This window comes from Rugamonas sp. DEMB1 (assembly GCF_029834475.1).
Lineage (GTDB): Bacteria > Pseudomonadota > Gammaproteobacteria > Burkholderiales > Burkholderiaceae_D > Rugamonas > Rugamonas rubra.
In genome coordinates, this window is sequence record NZ_CP122407.1 from 4,847,871 (window position 1) to 4,871,417 (window position 23,547).

General features: G+C 67.9%; 18 protein-coding genes and 1 pseudogene. 5 read left to right on the forward strand and 14 right to left on the reverse strand.

Going from position 1 to position 23,547, the window contains the following annotated elements; translation table 11 throughout:
- Positions 1-42: 42 nt before the first annotated feature.
- From QC826_RS22375 to ugpQ, 6 genes are all read right to left on the reverse strand, one after another.
- The gene (locus tag QC826_RS22375; RefSeq protein ID WP_279762506.1) at positions 43-1,833 is read right to left on the reverse strand and encodes an acyl-CoA dehydrogenase; all 1,791 of its coding nucleotides are present in this window, start codon (positions 1,831-1,833) and stop codon (positions 43-45) included.
- 93 nt (positions 1,834-1,926) lie between these two features.
- On the reverse strand, positions 1,927-2,859 hold the full coding sequence (locus QC826_RS22380; protein WP_279762507.1) for an electron transfer flavoprotein subunit alpha/FixB family protein: 933 nt from the start codon (positions 2,857-2,859) through the stop codon (positions 1,927-1,929).
- A 151-nt stretch (positions 2,860-3,010) separates the two neighbouring features.
- Positions 3,011-3,760 (reverse strand): electron transfer flavoprotein subunit beta/FixA family protein, encoded by a 750-nt coding sequence (locus QC826_RS22385; protein WP_093385976.1) that lies wholly within the window; start codon positions 3,758-3,760, stop codon positions 3,011-3,013.
- A gap of 240 nt (positions 3,761-4,000) precedes the next feature.
- Positions 4,001-4,228 (reverse strand): sulfurtransferase TusA family protein, encoded by a 228-nt coding sequence (locus tag QC826_RS22390; protein WP_279762508.1) that lies wholly within the window; start codon positions 4,226-4,228, stop codon positions 4,001-4,003.
- Positions 4,229-4,420: 192 nt separating this feature from the next.
- Positions 4,421-7,030, reverse strand: a complete 2,610-nt coding sequence (alaS, locus tag QC826_RS22395) for an alanine--tRNA ligase (RefSeq protein WP_279762509.1) — start codon at positions 7,028-7,030, stop codon at positions 4,421-4,423.
- Positions 7,031-7,189: 159 nt separating this feature from the next.
- Entirely contained in the window at positions 7,190-7,942 is a 753-nt protein-coding gene (gene ugpQ / locus QC826_RS22400) for a glycerophosphodiester phosphodiesterase (RefSeq protein WP_279762510.1), read from the reverse strand.
- Positions 7,943-8,143: 201 nt separating this feature from the next.
- Between ugpQ and QC826_RS22405 the strand changes: the two genes are divergently transcribed.
- Positions 8,144-9,397, forward strand: a complete 1,254-nt coding sequence (locus tag QC826_RS22405; protein ID WP_279762512.1) for a CaiB/BaiF CoA transferase family protein — start codon at positions 8,144-8,146, stop codon at positions 9,395-9,397.
- A gap of 31 nt (positions 9,398-9,428) precedes the next feature.
- Here QC826_RS22405 and QC826_RS22410 read toward each other — a convergent pair whose 3' ends face one another.
- Positions 9,429-9,755: a hypothetical protein gene (locus QC826_RS22410; RefSeq protein WP_279762513.1), complete on the reverse strand. Its 327-nt coding sequence runs from the start codon at positions 9,753-9,755 to the stop codon at positions 9,429-9,431.
- 266 nt (positions 9,756-10,021) lie between these two features.
- Here QC826_RS22410 and QC826_RS22415 point away from each other — a divergent pair, with 266 nt between their 5' ends.
- Positions 10,022-13,324: an EAL domain-containing protein gene (locus QC826_RS22415; RefSeq protein WP_279762514.1), complete on the forward strand. Its 3,303-nt coding sequence runs from the start codon at positions 10,022-10,024 to the stop codon at positions 13,322-13,324.
- Positions 13,325-13,422: 98 nt separating this feature from the next.
- Positions 13,423-14,127, forward strand: coding sequence for a hypothetical protein (locus QC826_RS22420; RefSeq protein ID WP_279762515.1), 705 nt, complete (start codon positions 13,423-13,425; stop codon positions 14,125-14,127).
- A gap of 27 nt (positions 14,128-14,154) precedes the next feature.
- Here QC826_RS22420 and QC826_RS22425 read toward each other — a convergent pair whose 3' ends face one another.
- Complete coding sequence (locus QC826_RS22425; protein WP_279762516.1) at positions 14,155-15,426, reverse strand: MFS transporter; 1,272 nt, start codon at positions 15,424-15,426, stop codon at positions 14,155-14,157.
- Positions 15,427-15,529: 103 nt separating this feature from the next.
- Here QC826_RS22425 and QC826_RS22430 point away from each other — a divergent pair, with 103 nt between their 5' ends.
- Positions 15,530-16,435, forward strand: coding sequence for a LysR substrate-binding domain-containing protein (locus QC826_RS22430; protein ID WP_279762518.1), 906 nt, complete (start codon positions 15,530-15,532; stop codon positions 16,433-16,435).
- Positions 16,436-16,483: 48 nt separating this feature from the next.
- Here QC826_RS22430 and QC826_RS22435 read toward each other — a convergent pair whose 3' ends face one another.
- The 6 genes and pseudogenes from QC826_RS22435 to QC826_RS22460 all read right to left on the reverse strand — a co-directional run bounded on the left by QC826_RS22435 (position 16,484) and on the right by QC826_RS22460 (position 21,377).
- Positions 16,484-18,631 carry a metallophosphoesterase family protein gene (locus QC826_RS22435; protein ID WP_279762519.1) on the reverse strand — a complete coding sequence of 716 codons (2,148 nt, stop codon included), beginning with the start codon at positions 18,629-18,631 and terminating at the stop codon, positions 16,484-16,486.
- A 200-nt stretch (positions 18,632-18,831) separates the two neighbouring features.
- Positions 18,832-19,707, reverse strand: a complete 876-nt coding sequence (locus QC826_RS22440) for a hypothetical protein (protein WP_279762521.1) — start codon at positions 19,705-19,707, stop codon at positions 18,832-18,834.
- Positions 19,708-19,721: 14 nt separating this feature from the next.
- The gene (locus QC826_RS22445) at positions 19,722-19,979 is read right to left on the reverse strand and encodes a hypothetical protein (protein WP_279762522.1); all 258 of its coding nucleotides are present in this window, start codon (positions 19,977-19,979) and stop codon (positions 19,722-19,724) included.
- Positions 19,980-20,008: 29 nt separating this feature from the next.
- Positions 20,009-20,497 carry a hypothetical protein gene (locus QC826_RS22450; RefSeq protein ID WP_279762523.1) on the reverse strand — a complete coding sequence of 163 codons (489 nt, stop codon included), beginning with the start codon at positions 20,495-20,497 and terminating at the stop codon, positions 20,009-20,011.
- Positions 20,498-20,499: 2 nt separating this feature from the next.
- Positions 20,500-20,999, reverse strand: a pseudogene (locus tag QC826_RS22455) (hypothetical protein).
- Between the two features lie 84 nt (positions 21,000-21,083).
- The gene (locus tag QC826_RS22460) at positions 21,084-21,377 is read right to left on the reverse strand and encodes a DnaJ domain-containing protein (RefSeq protein WP_093387346.1); all 294 of its coding nucleotides are present in this window, start codon (positions 21,375-21,377) and stop codon (positions 21,084-21,086) included.
- Between the two features lie 302 nt (positions 21,378-21,679).
- Between QC826_RS22460 and QC826_RS22465 the strand changes: the two genes are divergently transcribed.
- On the forward strand, positions 21,680-23,443 hold the full coding sequence (locus QC826_RS22465; RefSeq protein WP_279762525.1) for a glutamine--tRNA ligase/YqeY domain fusion protein: 1,764 nt from the start codon (positions 21,680-21,682) through the stop codon (positions 23,441-23,443).
- Positions 23,444-23,547 lie beyond the last annotated feature (104 nt).

The following is a 23,547-nucleotide window of genomic DNA, read 5'->3' on the forward strand; positions in this document are numbered from 1 at the left end:
GCGGCCCGAAGGCCGCTTCTCAATGCCGCACCACAGTCCCGCTTAGAACTGGTCTTCCGTCAAGGCCAGCACGCCGGCGCTGCCGTCGATGATGGCGATGCGCAGGCCCGAGGCTTGCGACAGGATGTGGTCGGCGAAGAAGCGCGCGGTGGCGATCTTGGCCTGGTAGAAGCTGGCGTCGCCCTCGTTGGCGTCCAGCTTCTGCTGGGCGATGATGGCGGCGCGCGCCATCTGCCAGCCGCCCAGCACGATGCCGGCCAGTTTCAGGTACAGCACGCTGCCGGCGAACACGCCCTTGATGTCGCTCTTCATGTTGTTGGCGACGTACTCGACCACCGCCTCCAGGTCCTTGCTGCCGGCCGACAATTGGGCCAGCACGGCCTTGAAGTCGGCGCCCGGCAGCGCGGCCAGTTGCGCCTCGGTGGCGCGGACCTGGGCGATGATGCCCTTGGCCACGGCGCCGCCGTCGCGCACGGTCTTGCGGCCGACCAGGTCGTTGGCCTGGATCGCCGTGGTGCCTTCGTAGATGGTGAGGATCTTCGAATCGCGGTAGTGCTGGGCGGCGCCCGTTTCCTCGATGAAGCCCATGCCGCCGTGCACCTGCACGCCGTCGCGGGTGACGTCCTGCGACATCTCGGTCGACCAGCCCTTGATCACCGGCACCAGGTACTCGTACACCGCCAGGTTGGCCGCGCGCACCGCCGCGTCCTCGTGGTGGTGGGCGACGTCGCTGATGGCCGCGCCGACGTAGGCCAGCGCGCGCGCCGCCTCGGTCTGCGAACGCATAGCCATCAACATGCGGCGCACGTCCGGATGGTGGATGATCGAGACGGGACCGGCCGAACCGGCCAGGTCGCGCGACTGCACGCGGTCCTTGGCGAAGGCGACGGCCTTCTGGTAGGAGCGCTCGGCCAGGCCGATGCCCTGCATGCCGACGCCGAAGCGGGCCGCGTTCATCATGATGAACATGTATTCCAGGCCGCGATTCTCTTCGCCGACCAGGGTGCCGATGGCACCGCCGTGGTCGCCGAACTGCAGCACGGCGGTCGGGCTGGCCTTGATGCCCAGCTTGTGCTCGATCGAGACGCAGTGAGCGTCGTTGCGCTCACCGAGCGAGCCGTCGGCGTTGACCAGGAACTTGGGCACGATGAACAGCGAGATGCCCTTGACGCCGGCCGGTGCGTCCGGCGTGCGCGCCAGCACCAGGTGGACGATGTTCTCGGCCATGTCGTGTTCGCCGTAGGTGATGAAGATCTTGGTGCCGAACACCTTGTAGGTGCCGTCGCCCTGCGGCACGGCGCGGCTGCGCACGGCGGCCAGGTCGGAGCCGGCCTGCGGCTCGGTCAGGTTCATGGTGCCGGTCCACTGGCCCGAGACCAGTTTTTCCAGGTAGATGGATTTCTGCTCGTCGCTGCCGGCCGTCAGCAGCGCCTCGATGGCGCCGTCCGACAGCAGCGCGCACAGCGCGAAGGAGATGCTGGCCGAATTGAGCATCTCGATGCACGGCGTGGCGAACAGCTTGGGCAGGCCCTGGCCGCCGAACTCGACGGGATGCTGCACGCCCTGCCAGCCGGCCTCGGCGAAGGCCTTGAAGGCTTCCTTGAAGCCCTTCGAGGTGGTCACCTGGCCGTCGTGCCAGAAGCTAGGCTCCTTGTCGCTCGGGTTGTTCAGCGGGGCGACGACGTTGGCGCAGAACTTGGCGTTCTCCTCCAGCACGGCCTCGGCGGTGTCGGCGGTGGCGTCCTCGTTGCCCGGCAGGGCGTTGACGGCGGCCAGGTCGGCCAGTTCGTTCATGACGAACAACATGTCTTTCAGCGGTGCTTGATACGGCATTCTCTATTCTCCAAGAAAACAAGCCACGGCGACCCGGCTATGCAGCGGGATCGGCGTGGCTTGGTGGTGTTCAATCCACGGTCTGCGACCGGATTAGCCCAGTTCTGCGACCAGTTGCGGCACGATCTCGAACAGATCGCCCACGATGCCGTAGTCGGCCACGGAGAAGATCGGTGCTTCAGGATCTTTGTTGATGGCGACGATGGTTTTCGAATCCTTCATACCGGCCAAGTGCTGGATCGCGCCGGAGATGCCGACGGCGATGTACAGCGTCGGCGCGACGATCTTGCCGGTCTGGCCGACCTGCCAGTCGTTCGGCACGAAGCCGGCGTCGACGGCGGCGCGCGAGGCGCCCATGGCGGCGCCCAGCTTGTCGGCCAGCGGCTCCAGAACCTTGAAGGCTTCGCCCGAACCCATGCCACGGCCACCGGAAACGATGACTTTGGCGGCGGTCAGCTCGGGACGGTCCGACTTGGCCAGCTCGCGGCCGACGAAGACCGACTTGCCCGAATCGGCAACGGCGGCGACGGTTTCGGTGGCGGCCGAACCACCGGTGGCGGCGGCGGCGTCGAAGCCGGTGCTGCGCACGGTGATGACCTTGACCTTGTCGGACGACTGCACGTAGGCGATGGCGTTGCCGGCGTAGATGGGACGCTCGAAGGTGTCGGGCGAATCGACCTTGGTGATTTCCGAGATCTGCGCCACGTCCAGCTTGGCGGCGACGCGCGGCAGGATGTTTTTGCCGTAGGCGGTGGCCGGGGCCAGGATGTGGCTGTACGAACCAGCCAGCGCCAGCACTTGTTCCGAGATGTTCTCGGCCAGGCCGTCGGCGAAGTGGGCGGCGCCGGCCACGATCACCTTCGACACGCCGGCGATTTGCGCGGCGGCGGCGGCGGCGGCGCCGGCGTTGGAACCTGCGACCAGGACGTGCACGTCGCCGCCGCACTGCAGCGCAGCGGTGACGGTGTGGTGGGTGCTGCCTTTCAGGCTAGCGTTGTCGTGTTCAGCAATAACTAATGCGACCATGATTTTTTCCTAGATTGTGTTCTAAACCCGCGACCCGGAACCCGGGGTCAGACCCTATTGCGGCGGCGCGAACTTCGGCCTGCGACAACAATCCGGGGTCTGACCCCAGCCTCGGTGCGCTGGGGTAAAAATATAAACGGCCAGGCCGCGCTTAGATAACTTTGGCTTCGTTACGCAGTTTCGCTACCAGCGTCGCCACGTCGGGAACCTTGATGCCGGCCGAGCGCTTGGCCGGCTCGACCACTTTCAGGGTCTTCAGGCGCGGCGTCACGTCCACGCCCAGGTCTTCCGGCTTGGTCACGTCGAGCGGCTTCTTCTTCGCCTTCATGATGTTCGGCAGGGTGACGTAGCGCGGCTCGTTCAGGCGCAGGTCGGTGGTGATGATGGCCGGCAGCGTCAGCGACAGGGTTTCCAGGCCGCCGTCGACTTCGCGGGTGACGCTGACCTTGCCGTCTTCCAGCACGACCTTGGAGGCGAAGGTCGCCTGTGGCCAACCCAGCAGGGCCGCCAGCATCTGGCCGGTCTGGTTGGAGTCGTCGTCGATCGCCTGCTTGCCCAGGATGATCAGTTGTGGCTGTTCCTTGTCGGCCAGGGCCTTGAGCAGCTTGGCCACGGCCAGCGGTTCCAGCTCGACGGCGGTTTCCACCAGGATGCCGCGGTCGGCGCCGATCGCCATGCCGGTGCGCAGGGTTTCCTGGCACTGGGTCACGCCGCAGGAGACGGCCACCACTTCGGTGACCTTGCCGGCTTCCTTCAGGCGCATGGCCTCTTCCAGAGCGATCTCGTCGAACGGGTTCATCGACATTTTGACATTGGCGATATCGACGCCGCTGCCGTCAGACTTGACGCGCACTTTGACGTTGTAGTCGACCACGCGTTTGACGGGTACCAAGACTTTCATAGCTGTGCCTTTGGGAAAAATAAAGAATGACGGGACTAAATAGTGGGCTAGATTATATGAGAAAACTAGCCCATAAACAGAATTTAAGCACGATCGTGCGTTTTTTTACTAGTATAAATCGTCTAAATGACGCACTTTTCTTGGATTAATATTTCTTGGGAGAACGAGTCGGAGCGAGAAAACCTGCCCCGCCCGAACAAACGGCGGTGGAACGCCGGCCGGACGGCCGGCGCCGCGCATTTATTTGCGTTGCATCAAAAAGACAAATTCGCGGCCGTTTTGCACATGCGACAGCAAAGCGTTGCCGGTCTGTTTGGCGAAAGCCTGGAAATCGCGCACCGAGCCGGGGTCCGTCGCCATGATGCGCAGAGCCTCTCCACTTTCCAGCTCGGACAAGGCCTTCTTTGCCTTGAGGATCGGCAATGGGCAGTTCAGCCCCCGGGCGTCGAGCTCTTTGTGGAATTCCATGATCTCGGTTTCAAGTAAAGTTTCACTCATCAATATACCCGCAATGTTGTTGTACTGATTTTTGACATACTACTCCAAATCAGGTCGATTGACGCGCTGCACCAAAATAGTTCACCGTCCGTTGTGAAGTCACAACGATAAATTCAGAATAGTAACGGCCCGCACCATGGGCGCGGGCCGCATGTTTGCTGCTTATGCGCGTTGCGCGACCCATGCTGCAACGCCAGCTAAGGCGCCCGCCAGACCGCTAGGATCGGTGCCGCCGGCCTGCGCCATATCGGGGCGTCCGCCGCCTTTTCCGCCCACTTGTTGGGCAACGAAGTTGACCAGCTCGCCCGCCTTGACCTTGGCCGTAGCGTCCGCCGTCACGCCGGCGATCAGGCTGACCTTGCCGTCGTTGACGCTGGCCAGCACGATGGCGGCGGTTTTCAGCTTGTCCTTCAGCTTGTCCATGGTTTCGCGCAGCGCGGTGACGTCGGCGCCGTCCAGGGTCGCCGCCAGCACCTTGATGCCGTTCACGTCGACCGCCTGGTTGACCAGCTCGTCGCCCTGGCCCGAGGCCAGTTTCGATTTCAGCGCGGCCAGTTCCTTCTCCAGCGCCTTGACGTGGTCCTGCACCTGGACTATGCGCGCGGTCAGCTCTTCCGGGTTCGACTTCAACGCGGCCGAGGCGTCCAGCAGGCGGCGGTTCATGGCTTGCACCAGCGCCAGCGCGCCCTCGCCGGTGACGGCTTCGACGCGGCGGATGCCGGCGGCGACGCCGCCTTCGGCGATGATCTTGAACAGGCCGATGTCGCCGGTGCGGTGGACGTGGACGCCGCCGCACAGTTCCTTCGAGCTGCCGATATCCATCACGCGCACCTCGTCGCCGTACTTCTCGCCGAACAGCGCCATGGCGCCGTGTTTGACGGCGTCGTCAAACGACATATTGTGCGTCTGGGTGGCGATGTTGGCCAGGATCTCGCGGTTGACGATGGTTTCGACCTGGGCGATCTCCTCGGCCGTCAGCGCGGCGTTGTGGCTGAAGTCGAAGCGGGTCTTGTCGGCGTCGACCAGCGAACCCTTTTGCGCCACGTGGCCGCCCAGCACCTCGCGCAGCGCCTTGTGCATCAGGTGGGTGGCCGAGTGGTTGCGGATGGTGCGCGCGCGCACCGCCTCGTCCACTTGCGCGGCGACGGCGTCGCCGACCTTCAGCGAGCCGGCGGCCAGCACGCCGTGGTGGCCGAACACGTCGGCCTGGATCTTCAGCGTGTCCTCGACCTCGAACTTGGCGCCGGCCGTGCTCAGCACGCCCTGGTCGCCCATCTGGCCGCCGGACTCGGCGTAGAACGGGGTGGTGTCGAGCACCACGATGCCGACCTGGCCGGCGTTCAGCTGCTCGACCGGCGCGCCGTCGGCGTACAGGGCGACGATCTTGCTGTCGTGGGCCAGCCGGTCGTAGCCGACGAAGGTGTTCTTCTCGCCCGAGTAGACCACGTTGGCGGCCATCTTGAACTTGCCGCCGGCGCGGGCTTTTTTCTTCTGCAGTTCCATGGCCACGGCGAAGCCGGCCTCGTCCAGCGTGACCTCGCGTTCGCGGCAGATGTCGGCGGTCAGGTCGAGCGGGAAGCCGTAGGTGTCGTACAGCGTGAAGGCGGTGGCGCCGTCGAGGTTCTTGCCGTCCTTGGCCAGTTGCGCCTCGAGGATCTTCATGCCGTTTTCCAGCGTCTCGCCGAAGCGCTCTTCTTCCTGCTTGAGCACCTGGGCGACGCGCGCGGCGGCCTCGTTCAACTCGGGATAGGCGACGCCCATCTCCAGGTTCAGGTCGGCCACCAGCTTGAAGAAGAAGGGCTTGGTCTGGCCCAGCTTGTGGCCGTGGCGCAGGGCGCGGCGGATGATGCGGCGCAGCACGTAGCCGTGGCCTTCGGCGCCGGGGATGATGCCGTCGACGATCAGGAAGGAGGCGGCGCGGATGTGGTCGGCGATCACGCGCAGCGACTTCGATTCCAGGTCGGTGGCGCCGGTTTCGCGCGCGGCGGCCTTGATCAGGTTCTGGAACAGGTCGATTTCGTAGTTGCTGTGGACGTGTTGCAGCACGGCGGCCAGGCGCTCCAGGCCCATGCCGGTGTCGACGCAGGGCTTGGGCAGCGGGTTCATATTGCCCTGCTCGTCGCGGTTGAACTGCATGAACACCAGGTTCCAGATCTCGATGAAGCGGTCGCCGTCCTCGTCCGGCGAGCCCGGCGGGCCGCCCCAGATGTCGGCGCCGTGGTCGTAGAAGATCTCGGTGCAGGGACCGCAGGGGCCGACGTCGGCCATCTGCCAGAAGTTGTCCGAAGCGTAACGCGAACCCTTGTTGTCGCCGATGCGGATGATGCGCTCGGCCGGCACGCCGATCTCGTTGGCCCAGATGTCGTAGGCCTCGTCGTCCTCGAAGTAGACGGTGACGGTGAGCTTGTCGGCCGGCAACTGGTAGACCTTGGTCAGCAGTTCCCAGGCGTAGTTGATGGCGTCGCGCTTGAAGTAGTCGCCGAAGCTGAAGTTGCCCAGCATTTCGAAGAAGGTGTGGTGGCGCGCCGTGTAGCCGACGTTTTCCAGATCGTTGTGCTTGCCGCCGGCGCGCACGCAGCGCTGCACGGAGGTGGCGCGCGAGTAGGGACGCGTGTCGAGGCCGAGGAAGACGTCTTTGAATTGCACCATGCCGCTGTTGGTCAACAACATGGTCGGGTCGTTGCCTGGTACCAATGGACTGGAACGGACTATCGAATGACCCTTGGATTCAAAAAACTTAAGGAATTTGTCGCGGATTTCAGATGATTTCATGTCGTATTGGCAGAGGTGGCTGGCAGATGCAAAGGGTTGATTATACGTGATTCAAGTCGACAAAATGGTGCTGGAATTGGAGACCGGCCTCGGGCGCGCGGCGCGGCGGCCCCGCCGGCGCCGGCGCCGGCGCCCCACGGGCGGGCGGCGGCCGGCGGCCTAGGCGAAGCCCGGGCCGATCAAATCGATGCGGTCGGTGCAGAAACCGTCGACGCCCCAGGCGAGGATTTCGCGGGCGCGGGCCGGCTCGTTGACGGTGTAGCAGAACAGGCCGTAGCCGGCGCGCTTGATGGCGCCAGCCAGCTCGGCGGTCAAATGTTTGTGGTTGGTGTGGATGGCCACCGCGCCCAGCGCCTTGGCCTGGGCCTGCCAGTGCTCGGGCACGCGCTCGAGCAGCCAGGCGCGCGGCAGCTCGGGCGCGGCGTCGCGCGCGGCGACCAGCGCCATCACGCTGAACGAGGCCAGCAGCGGCAAGGCGGCCGGATCGCCGGCCGCCAGCTCGGCGGCGAACATGCTGCGGGTCTGCCGCGCCACCCAGTCGCCGGTGGCCTGCTCGTGGCCCGGCACCGGCTTGATCTCGATGTTCATCCAGATGCGCTGGGCCTTGCAATAGTCGACGAACTGGGTGAAGAAGGGCACCGGTTCGTCGCGGAACTGCGGGCCGAACCAGCTGCCGGCGTCCATATAGGACAGCTCGACGGCGTCGGTCCCGGCCACGCTGCCCCGGCCGGCCACGGTGCGGCCGAACTCGGGGTCGTGCATGACCATGCCGATGCCGTCGCGCGACAGCATGACGTCGAACTCGACCGCGCGAAAGCCGTAGGCCAGGCCGGCGCGCAGCCCGGCGAGGGTGTTTTCCGGCGCCAGCGTGCCGCCGCCGCGGTGGGCGACGATTTTTGGATAGGGCCACATAGATTGCCTTGAAGACCATTGTTATGACGGGATTTGCAACATTAACACGACTCATATTGAAATGCTCGACGTCCCGAAAAATGGCCAGGAAAAATTTTCGCTGCGGCGCACAACGTTGTCTAATCGTAAAAACAGTGGCGGCCGGACGGGCTCAGACGGTAAGCTAGCGGCCTATCCGTTTTCTACAGAGGCTGACACATCATGACAGATGCCACAGAACACAATTCTGGCATGCCGAAGGCGCTGGGCCACATCCGCGTGCTCGACCTGAGCCGCGTCCTGGCCGGGCCGTGGTGCTCGCAAAACCTGGCCGACCTGGGCGCCGACGTCATCAAGATCGAGCGTCCCGGCTGCGGCGACGACACCCGCGCCTGGGGCCCGCCCTACGCGCGCGACGCCGCCGGCGCCGACACCGGCGAGGCGGCCTACTATTTGGCGGCCAACCGGGGCAAGCGCTCGGTGACGGTCGACATCGCCAGCGCCGGGGGCCAGGCCCTGCTGCGCGAGCTGGTGCGCCATTGCGACGTGGTGCTGGAGAACTACAAGGTCGGCCAGCTGAAGCGCTACGGCCTGGACTACGACAGCCTGAAGGCGATCAAGCCGGACCTGGTGTACTGCTCGGTGACCGGCTTCGGCCAGGACGGCCCCTACGCCCACCGCGCCGGCTACGACTTCCTGATCCAGGGCATGGGCGGCTTGATGTCGGTCACCGGCGAGCGCGACGACCTGCCCGGCGGCGGCCCGCAAAAGGTCGGCGTGGCGCTGACCGACTTGATGACCGGCATGTACGCGACCATCGCCGTGATGGCGGCGCTGACCCACCGCGACCGTACCGGCGGCGGCCAGTACATCGACATGGCGCTGCTCGACGTGCAGGTGGCGATGCTGGCCAACGTCGGCAGCAACTACCTGAACAGCGGCAAGCCGCCCAAGCGCTGGGGCAACGCCCACCCGAACATCGTGCCCTACCAGACCTTCGCCTGCAGCGACGGCTATATCATCGTCGCCACCGGCAACGACGGCCAGTACCAGAAGTTCGTCGAGGCGGGCGGGCGGCCGGAGCTGGCCGGCGACCCGCGCTTCGCCACCAACCCGCTGCGCGTGCAGCACCGCGACACGCTGGTGCCGCTGCTGGCGGCGATGGTGCTGGCGCGCAGCCGCGCCTTCTGGATCGAGGGGCTCGAGGCGGTCGGCGTGCCCTGCGGCCCGATCAACGATGTCGGCGAGGTGTACCAAGACCCGCAGGTGGTGGCGCGCGGGCTGGTGGTCGAACTGCCGCATCCGACCGCCGGCACCGTCAAGCTGGTGCGCAGCCCGATGAAGTTGTCGGCCACGCCGGCGCTGGCCGACCTGGCGCCGCCGCTGCTGGGCCAGCACACCGAGGAGGTGCTGGGCCAGCTGCTCGGCCACAGCGCCGCCGACGTCGCCGCGCTGCGCGCCAAGGGCGTGCTGTAAGACTAGCCAACGCGGTTGCCGCGCAAGGCGCTCAGTGCAGCTGGTGTTTGAGTTCCGACAGCTCGTCGTGCATGTGCAGCACGGCGCTGCGCATCCGCGGCGTCAGCTGGGCGCCGCTGGAGCAGACGCGCTTGGCGCGGTCGCCCAATTCCTCCAGCTCGTCGAGCACTTTGCGGATGCGCGATTCGTCCCTGGTCTGGATCACCTCCCTCACCAGATCGGATTGCTGGTCCAGCCGCTGCAGGCAGTCGCGCAGCTCGCTGGGCACATCGCGCTCCGCCGAACAGGCTTGCGCGGCCTGGCCGATGGCTTGTTCAACACTGCTGAAACGGCGCTGTATCTCGTTCGTTTGTAACATGATGAGCTCCTTCATTGGCAAACAGGGCCGCGTCGGGCCGGTCCCAATTTGACCGCGCGGCGCGCGCAAAGTTTCCCCGGGCGGCGAGGCGAAGGCGCGGCAGCTCAATTGCGCCGCGCCGCCCCTGTCGCGGGGCCGGCCACAGACCGGGCCAGCGCTATGGTCAAGCGCACTTTCCTTCTGTTACTATGGATCGGCGCAAGCTTGCGCCCCGCCGCCGCCAGGAATGGGCGGCATGCCCCGCCCACCGTCCCCGTCGACAGCACATGGAACGCCGCAAGCACACCCCCCGCGCCAACCCAACCCGACCCAAGCCATGGAAGGCCGCGCGCGACCCGCGCATCCAGGACTTGCAGGCCGCCAGCGACGTGGCGGCCTTCGCCGCCTGCTTCGACGCCAGCCCCAACATCGCCTGCCTGTTCGACGCCGAGCAACGCCTGCTGGCGCTCAACCCGCGCGGCCGCGCCCGCCTCGCCGCCGCCGCGCCGGGCGCGCCGGCCAGCGCGCTGTACATGCCGTGGGCGGCCCGCGCGCTGCGCGAGGAGGCGCTGCCGGCGGCGCGCCGCAAGGGCCTGTGGCGCGGCGAGCTCGATCTGCGCGGCGCCGACGGCCTGCCCTACCCGATCGCCCACGTGGTCGAGTTCCGGCCCGCCACGCAACAGCGCCGCGCCCACTACCAATGCCTGTCCTTCGAGCTGAGCGAGGACGACCAGCACACCTCGCTGCTGCGCTTCAAACGCCTGTTCGAGGGCCACCCGCAGCCGATGTGGGTGTACGCGCTCGACAGCCTGCGCTTCCTGGTGGTCAACGATGCGGCGGTGCGCCACTACGGCTACAGCGAGGCCGAGTTCCTGGCCATGACGATCAAGCAGATCCGCCCGCCCGAGGAGCTGGAGCGGCTGGCCGCCATCCTGGCCGCCGCGCCGGCGGCCGGCGTCGACCGCAGCGGCCGCTGGACCCATTGCAAGAAGGACGGCAGCCGCATCCTGGTCGACATCTCCTCGCATCCGGTGACGGTGGGCGGCCAGCGCGCCCGCTTCGTGTTCGCCCACGACGTCACCGAGCAGTTGCGCATGGCCGACGCGCTGCACGCCTCGCGCGAGCTGAAGCAGCTGGTGATCAACCACATCCCGCACCAGATCTTTTGGAAGGGGCTGGACGCGCGCTACCGCGGCTGCAACGCGGTGTTCGCCCGCGCCGCCGGCCTGGGCAGCAACGAGGAGGTGGTCGGCAAGAGCGACGACGACTTCCCCTGGGCCCACAACGCCGAGCGCATCCGCGCCGACGACCGCGCCATCGTCGCCGCCGACGCGGCGCTGCTGAACCAGGAGGACCACATGCTGGCGGCCGACGGCAGCCTGCACTGGTATCTGATCAACAAGCTGCCGCTGCACGACCAGCAGGGCCGCATCATCGGCCTGCTCGGCACCATCGAGGACGTCAGCGAGCGCAAGCGCGCCGAGCTGACCCTGCAGCTGCGCGGCCGCGCCCTCGAGGCCAGCGGCAACGCCATCGTCATCAGCGCCTGCGGCGGCGACGGCGGCGACCGCATCGAGTACGCCAACCCGGCCTTCGCCCAGCTGTCCGGCTGCGCCCTGGCCGAGCTGCCGGGGCGCAGCCTGGCGCAACTGCTGGGCCAGCGCCAGGAGCCGGCCGAGCGCGCCGCGCTGGCCGCCGCGCTGCAGTCGCGCCAGGAGGTCACGCTGCTGCTGCGCCACGGCGACGCCGGCGGCGGCCTGGCCTGGAGCCGGCTGCACGTGGCGCCGGTGCGCGGCGCCGACGGCGCCGTCAGCCACCACGTCTGCGTGCTCACCGACATGACCGAGACCATCGACTACCAGGACCAGCTGGAGCACCAGGCCAGCCACGACGCGCTCACCGGCCTGCCCAACCGCCACCTGTTCGCCGACCGCCTCGGCCAGGCCATCAAGTACGCCCAGCGCTACGGCCACGCCGTGTGGATCGTCTTCCTCGACCTGGACAACTTCAAGCTGGTCAACGACAGCCTGGGCCACCAGGCCGGCGACGCGCTGCTGCGCAGCGTCGCCGCCCGGCTGCGCGGCGGCGTGCGCGACAGCGACACCGTGGCGCGCCAGGGCGGCGACGAGTTCCTGCTGATCCTGCGCGACGCGCCCGGCCAGCCGGCCGCCGCCGGCGTGCTGCAACAGCTGCTCGAGGCGGTCGCCGCGCCGCTGGCGCTGGACGGCCAGCAGCGCACCGTCACCTGCAGCATCGGCGTCAGCGTCTACCCCAACGACGGCGCCGAGCCCGAGCAGCTGCTCAAGCAGGCCGACATCGCGCTGTACCGCGCCAAGGACGGCGGCCGCAACCAGATCCAGTTCTACGAGCCGGCCATGCACGCCCGCATCAGCGAGCGCGCCACCATCGAGGCCGAGCTGCGCCACGCCCTCGAGCGCGGCCAGCTGAGCCTGCACTACCAGCCGCGCCTGGGCCTGCGCACCGGCGAGATCCTCGGCATGGAGGCGCTGCTGCGCTGGCAGCACCCGCAGCTGGGCGCGGTGGCGCCGGCCCGCTTCATCGGCGTGGCCGAGGAGACCGGCCTGATCGTGCCGATCGGCCGCTGGGCGCTGCGCACCGCCTGCGCGCAGAACCAGGCCTGGCAGGCGGCCGGGCTGGCGCCGCTGCGGCTGGCGGTGAACCTGTCGGCGCGCCAGTTCCGCCACGCCGGCCTGGTCGACGACATCGTCGCCGCGCTGGCCGACAGCGGCCTGGCGGCGCAATACCTGGAGCTCGAGCTGACCGAGAGCGTGGTGATGCAGCAGCCGGGCGCCGCCGTGGCGGTGATGGCGCGCCTGCGCAAGCTGGGCATCCGCCTGGCCATCGACGACTTCGGCAGCGGCCATTCCAGCCTGGCCTGCCTGCGCCTGTTCCCGCTCGACTACCTGAAGATCGACCAGTCCTTCGTGCACGACATGCTGGGCGACCCCAACGTGGCGGCCATCGTCCGCTCGGTGATCGCGCTGGGCCACAGCCTGAACTTCAAGGTGGTGGCCGAGGGCGTCGAGAGCGAGGCGCAGCTGGCCTACCTGCGCCGCTACGGCTGCGACGAGATGCAGGGTTTCCTGTTCAGCCGCGCCGTCGAGGCCGGCGCGATGGCCGAGCTGATGCGCCAGGAGCGCTGCCTGCCGCCGCAGCGGCGCGAGGACGGCGCCCGCCGCACCCTGCTGCTGCTCGACGACGAGCCGCACATCCTAGCCGCGCTGGCGCGCCTGCTCAAGCGCGACGGCTACACCATCCTGCGCGCCAACACGGCGGCCGAGGCCTTCGAGCTGCTGGCGCTGCACGAGGTGCAGGTGATCGTCAGCGACCAGCGCATGCCGCAGATGAACGGCACCGAGTTCCTCAGCCGGGTCAAGCAGCTGTACCCGCGCACGGTGCGCATCATCCTGTCCGGCTACACCGAGCTCGACTCGGTGCTCGGCGCCATCAACAGCGGCGAGATCTACCGCTTCTACACCAAGCCCTGGGACGACCAGAACCTGCGCGCCAACATCCAGGAAGCCTTCCAGTACCACCAGTTGATCCACGGCCGGGCGCACGAGGCCTGAGGCGGCCGGCACTTTGTAAGCACTTGTGACAAGCGCAACAAATGTCGAAAATGTAAGTTACATTGCGGCATCGTTTTTCCGCCGCCGCGCTATCACCTATGCTTTTCCTCCGTAATGTCCCGCGCCGCTGGGTCGGCCTGCTGCTGACGCTGCTGCTGCACCTGGCCCTGCTCTACTCCCTGCTGCTCGGCAAGCCCGCGCCGCAGCAGCAGGACGGCCAGGCGGCGCGGCCGGCGATCCAATGGCTGCTGCCGCTGCCGCCCAAGCGCGCGGCGATCTTGCCGCCACCGCCCGCGCCCGCGCCGGTTAGGCCGGACAAGCCGGACCGGCCGGCGGCCAAGCCGGCGCCAGCGACGCTGTTGCCGCCGCCACCGCAGGCCGTCGCCACGCAGCCGCAGCAGACGCAGCAGTCGCAGCAGTCGCCGGCGTCCGATCCGGCCGCCGCGCCACCGGCCGAGCCCGTCTTCGGCGCGGCGCCGCCCAGCGCCGCCGACATCATGCGCCAGCCCAAACGCGACCTGGGCAAGATCGACCTGGGCAAGCTGGAGCAGGAGCTGCGCAAGGAATTCCCGCAACGGGGCGTACCGCAGCCACCGCCCGACTCCAAACAGGCCAGGCTGGAGCGCGGTATCGACGCCGCCCACGAGGCGGTGCCGCCGAAATGGTACGAGCCGGCGCGAATGGTCGAGCTGAGCCAGCCCAACAGCCGGGTGCGCGTCTACAAGATCAGCACCGCGTTGGGCGCCTACTGCATCACCATCCAGGAAGACGGCAAGAAAAGCTACACCAACTGCCCGCGCTGAAGTCCGAGCGGAAGCCCGTCCGGCGCGCTAGACCAAGGCCGGGGCCAGCTCGGCCTGGCCGAGCGGGCGCAGGCCACGCAGGCGCAGCGCGACCAGCAGCGCCAGCCCGAGGCCCAGCGCCAGCACCAGCACCACGCCGTTCCAGCCGTCGCGGCCCCACATCACGCCGCTGGCCGAGCCGATCACGCTCGAGCCCATGTAGTAGAAGAACAGGTAGAGGGCCGAGGCCAGCGCCTTCGGCGCGCCGGCGCGCCGGCTGACCCAGCTGCTGGCCACCGAGTGGGTGGCGAAGAAGCCGAAGGTGAACAAGGCGGCGCCGGCGAGGATCAGCGCCAGGCTGGACGACAGGGTCAGCAGCAGGCCGGCCAGCATGATCGCCAGCATCATCCACTGCACGCGGCGGCGGCCCAGGCGGTCGGCCAGGCGGCCGGCCCAGACCGAGCTGAAGATGCCCAGCAGGTAGAGCAGCGAGACCATGCCGACCAGGCTCTGGCTCAAGCCGAACGGCGGCGCCAGCAGGCGGTAGCCGATGTAGTTGTAGAAGCTGACGTAGCAGCCCATGAACAGGAAGGCCATGGCGAACAGCCACGGCAGGCCGGCGTCGCCGCAATGCTGGCGCACGCCGGCCAGCAGCGCGCGCCAGTCGCCCCGGCCGGGCGTGAAGTGGCGCGAGGCCGGCAGGCTGCGACGGAACTCCCAGGCCGCCAACAGGCCGGCCAGGCCGATCGCCAGCATGGCGACGCGCCACGACATCCAGTCGCTCAGCAGCGAAGTGAACACTCGCCCCGCCATGCCGCCGAAGGCGCCGCCGCTGATGTACAGGCCCATCGACAGGCCCAGCGAGGACGGCTCGATCTCCTCGCCCAGGTAGGCCATGGCGATGGCCGGCATGCCGCCCAGCACCGCGCCGAGGGCGGCGCGCAGCAGCAGCAACTGCGGGTAGTTCTGCGCGCCGGCGCACAGCAGGGTCAGCACGGCGGCGCCGGCCATCGCCGCCACCATCAGCGGCTTGCGGCCGAGCCGTTCCGAAATCGAACTGAGCAACAGCATCGAGACGGCCAGCGCCGCCGTCGAGACCGACAGCGCCAGGCTGCTCTGCGCCGCAGTGAGCGCAAACTCGTGCGACAGCAGCGGCATCAGCGGCTGCACGCAGTACAACAGGGCGAAGCTGGAAAAGCCGCCGAAGAACATGGCGCGGTTGCTGCGCTTGAAGGCCGGCGAGCCGGCGGCGATGCGCGCCGGCCGAGCGGCCTCGGTCTGGGCGGCTGGGACGGCGGGAATGGCGGATGCGCGTGACATGGTGGCCTGGAGATGAACGGGATGGCTTCATCTTAGGATTGCGCATAATTACTGTCCAATATATATTTAAGGCGTCAGTAATACTTTAAAGAGATAACAAAACATGGAACTGCGCCACCTGCGCTACTTCGTCGCCGTCGCCGAGGAACTCAGCTTCACCCGCGCCGCCGAGCGCCTGCACATCGGCCAGCCGCCGCTGAGCCAGCAGATCCAGGCGCTCGAGGCCGAAGTGGGCGCCCAGCTGCTGGAACGCAGCAAGCGCTGGGTGCGCCTGACCGAGGCCGGCAAGCTGTTCCTCGACGACGCGCGCCGCGTGCTGGCCCTGTCCGAGCAGGCGGTGCAGACGGCGCGCCGGGCGCAGCGCGGCGAGACCGGCGAGCTGCGCATCGGCTTCACCGCCTCGACCCCGTTCACGCCGCTGTTCGCCGCCGTGGTCAACCGCTACCGCCAGCGCTATCCCGGCGTCAGCCTGCTGCTGCAGGAGATGCCCACCCTGCCCCAGCTGGCGCGCATCGCCGCGCGCGAGATGGACCTGGGCTTCGTCCGCCCGCCCGAGCACGCGGTGGCCGACAGCATCCGCCTGACCACGCTGCGCCAGGGCCCGCTGCTGCTGGTGCTGCCGCGGGAGCACCCGCTGGCGGCGCATCCTGTGGTCGCCATCAGCCAGCTGGAGGGCCAGCCCTTCGTGATGTATCCGAAGAGCGCCGGCACCGGCATCCACCCGCAGATTTTCCGCCTGTGCCGCGCCGCCGGCTTCGTGCCGCACGTCGCCATCGAGGCCGGCGAGGCGACCACCATCATCGGCCTGGTGGCGGCCGGCTGCGGCATCTCGGTGCTGCCGGCCGCCTTCGAGATCCTGCACATGGAGGGGGTGTGCTACCGCCGCCTGGCCGACCCGGCCGCCGGCACCATGCTGCAGCTGGCCCGCCGCGCCGGCGAGAATTCGCCGCTGATCGCCGCCTTCGTCGCGGTGGCCGAGGAGGCCGCCGCCGAGGCGCGGCCGCACTGACAAAAAAAGGCGGCGCCTCGGCGCCGCCCCCTGCCGCAAAGGCGGACGTTAGTTGAAGCTGAGCGCCGCGCTGTTGGCGTTGCTGAGCTTTTTGCCGGCCAGGTCGATGGTGAAGTGCTCGCTCGGCTTGGCCGAACCGAGCCCCTTGAAGATGGCGAACACCTGCTTGAACTGGCTCTGGAAGGCGGCCGGCACCGGGTTCTGGTCGGACAGCTTGTCGCCCACCTTGAGCGGCGCCGCCGGGCTGGCCGGGAAGGCGCCCATCAGCACCTTGTACTGCGCCACCCGCTCGGCGCCCATGTCGCGCAGCGCCAGCTCGCCGGCGTAGACGGTGCGGTGGAAGTCGCCGTAGAACTCGTAGCCGCTGATCTTGGCGAAGTCGTCCAGCTTGAGGCCGGCGGCGGCGGCCAGCTTGTCGGCGCGGGCGGTGGCGTCGGCCCAGTCGGCCGCCAGCTGGCCGGCCGGCACCAGCGTCTGCGGCGTCGCCGAGGCGGCGGCGCAGCTGGCGCCGAGCGGCAGCACGCCGGGCGCGTCCTTCAATTGCGCCAGCGTGACCTTGCTCTGCAACTGCGACAGGATCAGCATCTGCTTGGCGTTCAGCGCGCTGGCCGCCTCCTTCATCTCGCAGGGCCAGTACTCGTCCATGAAGCGCAGGCGCGACAGCTCGCCGAAGTAGTAGCGGGTGAACTCGCCGTAGGACTTGGTGTCGAGGATGGCGCGGTTCCAGCGCTTGGCGGCGTCGGCGGCCAGGCTGCTGCCCTGCAGGTAGTCGTACTCGGTCTGGTACAGCGGGAACAGCTCGTTGTAGCGCGGCACCGCGTTCAGGCCGACGGTCTGCACGTCGACCACGTCCTTGCTCTGGTAGCGCACGATCTTGTAGGCGGCGCCGAACACCGCCAGCGACGGCGACTGCACGTTGACCAGGTAGTTGCCCTTGCTGTCGCTGTACTCGTTGGTGCCGTTGAAGTGCATGTGGCCGCCGATGTGCAGCTGCAGGCCGGTGGCCGCCAGCGCCGCCGTGGTGGCCGCCTCGGGCACGCGGGCGGTCTGGAAGGCGCCCGGCTTGAACACCGCCTTCATCGCCTCGGTCTGGTTGGCGTAGAAGTCCATGGTCGGGTAGTGCGAGAAGGCCATCAACTGCTTGCCCTGCGCCTTGGCGCGCTCGGTGACCGACTTGATCCACTCCATCTGGTGCTGCTTGTGCGTCAGCACCTTGTTCCAGCCGGCGTTGCCGGCGCCGTCGTAGCCCTTGAAGCGCTTCGGATTGAGCGGGTCGAAATTGCTGTTGGGGAGGTAGACGTTGGCGTCGATCGCCAGCAGCCACAGGCCCTCGACCGGCTCGACCAGGTAGCTGGCGTCGACCACGTTGGCGCAGCGCGTGTAGTTCTTGCCCAGCTTGAGCTGGCCGGCGGCCTTGTAGGCGCCGCCCTCGCCCTCGGCGCAGATCTCGTACTCGCGGCTGGCGGCGCCGGCCTGGGCCTGCGCCTCGGCGTAGTTGTACTTGCCGCCGCTGTATTTGCTGAACGGCGTCTCCCAGTGCAGGTCGGCCTGGTTCGGCAGGTAGCCGAACTCGCCCAGCTTGGCCAGCAGCTTCTCGTAGCCCTGCTCCATCAGCTGGTCGGTGCAGACCACCGCCGGGTCCTTGGCCTTGCAGGCGGCGCTGCCGCTCGCGTAGACCTTCTGCTCCTTGCCGTCGCGCGTCAGGAAGTCGTTCTTGCCGGCCTCGTTGTCGTCGTGCGGCTCGTTCGGGTCGTGGTTGCCCGGTGCGATGAAGAAGCGCATGCCCTTGGCCTGGTATTCCTTGAGGATGGCGGCGATGCCGTCGATGTTGATCGGCTGGGCGTCGTCGGAGATGTCGCCCGGCAGCGCGACCAGGCGGATGCCCTTGCCGTAGGCGTCGTCGAGGGCGGCGCGGAAGGCGAAGTAGTTCTCGTTGAACAGCCGGGTCGAGGTCAGCTCGGCGTACATGGTGCGGATGGTGGCGTTCTTGCCGTCCTTGGTGGGGATGCCGGCGAACTGGGCGCTCTTCAGGTCGCCGTAGACGTTCTCGAAGTGCACATCGCTCATGAAGGCGACGCTGGGCGCGGCCTCGACGACGGCCTCGGCGGGCTGGTTGTCGCTGCCGCAGGCGGCCAACAGCAGGGGCAAGGCGGCCAGCATGAGGCGGCCGGGACGGCGTGGGGGGGCGATGCGCATGGATGCTCCGGGTCACTAGCGGGAAAGCGCCGAGTATGCCAGCGGCAGATGACCGCCGCGTTACAGGGCGGCGGGTTTCTTTCGATTTGCAAGGAAGCGGGCGGCGGCGGGCCGGGCCGCCGCCGCGGCGCGGCCGTGTGGACCCAAAAAAAAGCGGCGCCAACGCGCCGCCCCGGTGTCCACGCGAAGCGCGGGCCGCCTCAGTCGTAGTCGGCGTCGAGCTCCGAGCCGGCGTAGTTCTCCAGTTCGGCGAACAGGGTCTTCATGGCCGTGCGGCCGCGAATGTTCTGCACCACCGTGCAGTGCTCGCGGTAGTTGGCGATGCGTTCGAGCAGCACCGGGTGGTGCTGCGCCGGCACCCGCGCCAGCAGCGCGGCCCAGCCCTCCTCGAAGTCCGGCTTGTTCTTGCGCACCGCCTTGACGAAGCGCTCGAAGTCCTTCTGCCCGGTGCGGGCGACCACCCGGCCGCCGCCCTCGATGGCGAAGATGATGGCCAGCGCGATCACCCCCTCGGCATTCAGGTCGCTGTCGTTGACCGGGCCGCGCTCGTGGTGGCGGCGCAGCCAGCCGGCCAGGCGCACGATGGCCTGCACCTCCTTGCGCTGCTTGAGCAGGACGGCGTAGCGCTCGTAGCCGGTCCAGTTCTGGTTCGGGTCGGCCTGGCACAGGTCGACGAACAGGTCGCGCAGGCGGCGCTGGGTGTACACCGGGTCCTGGTCGTACTCGCCGACCAGGGCGTCCTCGGGCAGCGCCGACAGCTCGCGCACCAGGCGGTAGCCGGCCTGAAAGGCCGCCTCGGCGCCGTGCTCGACGAGGAAGTCCAGCGCCGCCCCGTCGCCCTCGTCCAACAGCAGGCTGTCGAGGCCCATCGAGACGCAGCCGACGGTCAGCTGCAAGGCCTTCTGGATGCCGTCGGCGGTGCGCTCGTTGGTGAACTTCTCGGCCACCATGGCGGTGATGCCGGAAAGCTCGTCGGCCAGGTTGACGGCGACCTCGTCGTCGTGCGCGGCGGCGGCCAGTTGCTTGATCGCGCGGGTCAGCCGTGGCAGGTTTTCTACAACTAGTGCAGGCAGCATGTGTCCGCCTTCCATCAGGAGAAGATGCCGCTGCCCAGGCTGCGGCGGGCGCTGGCGCGGCCGCTCACGCTGCGGCTGGTCGGCACCTGCTTGCGCAGGCGGTACAACAGCTCCTTGGTGGAGCGCTGCAGGTGGGCAGGCTCCTCGTCCGGGTCGTCGCCGAACTCGGCGTCGGCCAGGTCGGCGCTGTGGCGGAACTCGGGGAACAGCTCGAACAGGGCGCGGTCCCAGCCGTCCTCGGAGGCCTTGGCCAGCTCCACGGCCAGCGGCACGACGTCGTTGTCGGACGAGGTCTGGCCGGTCAGGTGAGCTTGGCGATGATCTCGCCGGCCACTTCCAGGATCTCCTTGGGCGCCATCGAGAACAGGATGGCGAAGGCGGTCGAGCCCCAGTCGGTGGCCGAGGCCTCGGCCAGCAGCGCGTGGCGGCGCTCCTCGTCGTCGGTGGCGAAGACCACGCCGTGGATGTGGGCGAACAGCGACTCGGCGATGCGCTCCGGGTCGTCCTCGATCAGGTCGTCGCCCCAGGTGGCGGCGAAGAAGGCCAGGCTGTCGGCCCAGGCCTTGGGCGGCACCAGCAGGGTCGCCAGCGACATCTTGCCGCCGTCGAAGCCGGCCATGTGCAGCGCGGTGACCTGCGGCGGGATGTTGTTCAACACCTCGACCACGGCCAGGTCGCCGTACTGGTCGGCGGCCTCGGAGAAGGCCTGTTCGGCGTGGCCCAGCGAGCCGGCCAGCACCAGTTCGGTGACCTGTTTGGTCAGCGCCGGCAGATTGCTTTTTTCAGTCATGGTTAATCTCCATCCTGGTCGAACATCTGGGAGAACTCGTCGGTCACGTCGTCGTCGTCATGCACGTCGTCGCCGTCGTCGTTGGCCGACAACTGGTCGAGCGACTGGTCGTCGTCGTCCCACTTGCGCGGGTTCTTGAACAGGAAGGCGGTGATGATGGCCTGGCGCGCCAGCTCGGGCAGGCTTTCCTCCAGCGCCGCGTACATCTTGGCCGCCTCGTCGCCGGCGCAGGAGGCCATGGCGAACACGCGCGACGGGTCGCCGAACTCGTAGTCCTCGGCCTCGGCCAGCAGGCCTTGGGGTCGGAGAACTGGATGTGGTCGACCAGCGCGAAGGCCAGCATGTTGACGTCCTCGATGCCGCCGCCGCTGGCGTATTCGGACACCAGGGCGTTGACCATCAGCTGGTAGTTCTTGCGGTCGGGCGGATCGCCCAGAATGCCGTCGATCTGGCCGCCCAGCTCGCGCGACTGATAGGCAAATTCGGGGTGTACTTTTCTCATGGGGTGCTTTCTTTATTCTCTAAATGGTGCTGTCTGGTTCGCGCCGGGCGCCGGGCGCCCGTGCCTGCGGCCGGGGCCGCCGTGTCAGTTGGCCGGCAGCACGGTGCCGTGCAGGTTGAAGACGGCGCGCCACATCTGGTAGGCCTCGCCCTCCGCATCGAGGATGATGCGGTGGTTCACGCTCTGGTTGTATTCGTCGCGCTTGACGGGATCGGACAGGATCTCGTAGGCCTTGGTGATGCTTTTGAAGCGCACCTCGGCGCCGGGGGCGTCGTTGCGGTCCGGGTGGAAACGCATCGCCAGCGAGCGGTAGACCTTCTTGATTTCCTCGTCCGAGGCGTTGGGCGCGACACCGAGCACATTGTATAAATTTTCCATACGGAAACTCCGGGCCGAATGCCAAAACAATTAAAGACGAATTATCCTATAGAACGGGGCACAGCGGCGGGCGGCGTCCCGCCGGGGCCGACATGGCGCCACTTAGCCGCAGGAAGGTGGCAGGAAAGCGGCAGTAAGCCGGCGCCAAGCCGGCCGGAGGCGCGCCGCGCGGCGCGCCGGGGCAGCCCCGGAGCGCGCCCCGGGCTTGCCGCTCAGGCAAGTTTTCCGCCGATCAGGTGCAGGCCCGGGGGGCGATACGGTAAAATGCCCGTCAACCCTACCCCCTACAAAGCAAAACCCTGATGAGCAACGATAAAAACAGCCCCGCACCGGCACTCACCTCCAATTTCCTGCGCGCCATCGTTGAGGCCGACCTGGCCGCCGGCACCCACAGCCGCGCCGGCCTGCCGCCGGTGATCACCCGCTTCCCGCCCGAGCCGAACGGCTACCTGCACATCGGCCACGCCAAGTCGATCTGCCTGAACTTCGGCCTGGCGCGCGACTACAACGGCCGCTGCCATCTGCGCTTCGACGACACCAACCCGGCCAAGGAAGAGCAGGAGTACGTCGACACCATCATCGACAGCGTCAAGTGGCTCGGCTTCAGCTACGACTACCAGGGTCCGCAGGGCGAGGAGCACCACCTGCACTACGCCAGCGACTACTTCGACCAGCTGTACGCCATGGCCGAGTACCTGATCACGGCCGGCTTCGCCTACGTCGACAGCCAGAGCGCCGACGACATGGCCGCCAACCGCGGCAACTTCGGCACGCCGGGCAAGAACTCGCCGTTCCGCGACCGTCCGCGCGAGGAATCGCTGCAACTGTTCCGCGACATGAAGGCCGGCAAGTTCGCCGACGGCGAGCACATCCTGCGCGCCAAGACCAGCGCCGACGCCATGGCCTCGCCGAATATGAACCTGCGCGACCCGGCCATCTACCGCATCCGCCACGCCCACCACGTGCGCACCGGCGACGCCTGGTGCATCTACCCGATGTACGACTACACCCATCCGATCTCGGACGCGCTGGAACAGATCACCCACTCGATCTGCACCTTGGAGTTCCAGGACCACCGGCCGTTCTACGACTGGCTGCTGGCCACGCTGGCCGAGGGCGGCTTCTTCCAACAGCCGGTGCCGCGCCAGTACGAGTTCTCGCGCCTCAACCTGACCTACGTCGTCACCAGCAAGCGCAAGCTGCGCCAGCTGGTCGACGAGAACATCGTCGACGGCTGGGACGACCCGCGCATGCCGACCATCGTCGGCCTGCGCCGCCGCGGCTACACGCCCGAATCCATCCAACTGTTCTGCGAGCGCATCGGCGTGACCAAGTCGGACGGCTGGATCGACATGAGCACGCTGGAGGGCTGCCTGCGCGAGGACCTCGATCCGAAGGCGCCGCGCGCCACCGCCGTGCTGCGTCCGCTCAAGCTGATCGTCGACAATTTCGGCGAGCACGACAGCGTCGACTGCCAGTCGCCGGTGCACCCGCACTTCCCCGAGCGCGGCATGCGCCAGTTCCCCTTCACGCGCGAGCTGTGGATCGAGGCCGACGACTTCATGGAAACGCCGAGCAAGGGCTACTTCCGCTACTACCCGCCGATCGGCGACGCGCCGGGCAGCCGGGTGCGCCTGCGCCACGGCTTCGTCACCGAGTGCACCGGCTACGACAAGGACGCCGACGGCAAGGTCGTGGCGGTGCACGTCAAGCACTTCCCCGACTCCAAGTCGGGCACGCCCGGTTCGGACAACTACAAGGTCAAGGGCAACATCCACTGGGTCTCGGCCGCCACCGCGCTGGAGGCCGAGGTGCGCCTGTACGACCGCCTGTTCAGCGACCCGCAGCCCGACGCCGGCGGCAAGGACTTCATCGCCGCGCTCAATCCGAACGCCAAGGAGGTGGTCACCGCCTACCTGGAGCCGGGCATGAGCGCGGCGCTGCCGGACCAGCGCTACCAGTTCGAGCGGCACGGCTACTTCGTCGCCGACCGGGTCGACTCGAGCGCCGGCAAGCCGGTGTTCAACCGCATCGTCACGCTCAAGGACAGCTGGGTCGCCAAGTAAGCCGCTCCACTGCCGCACCAAAAGCCGCCCTCCGGGGCGGTTTTTTATGCCCGCGCAGCGCGCGCGGCGGAGTGGCTATCCTGTCAGAAGTGACATTTTGACAA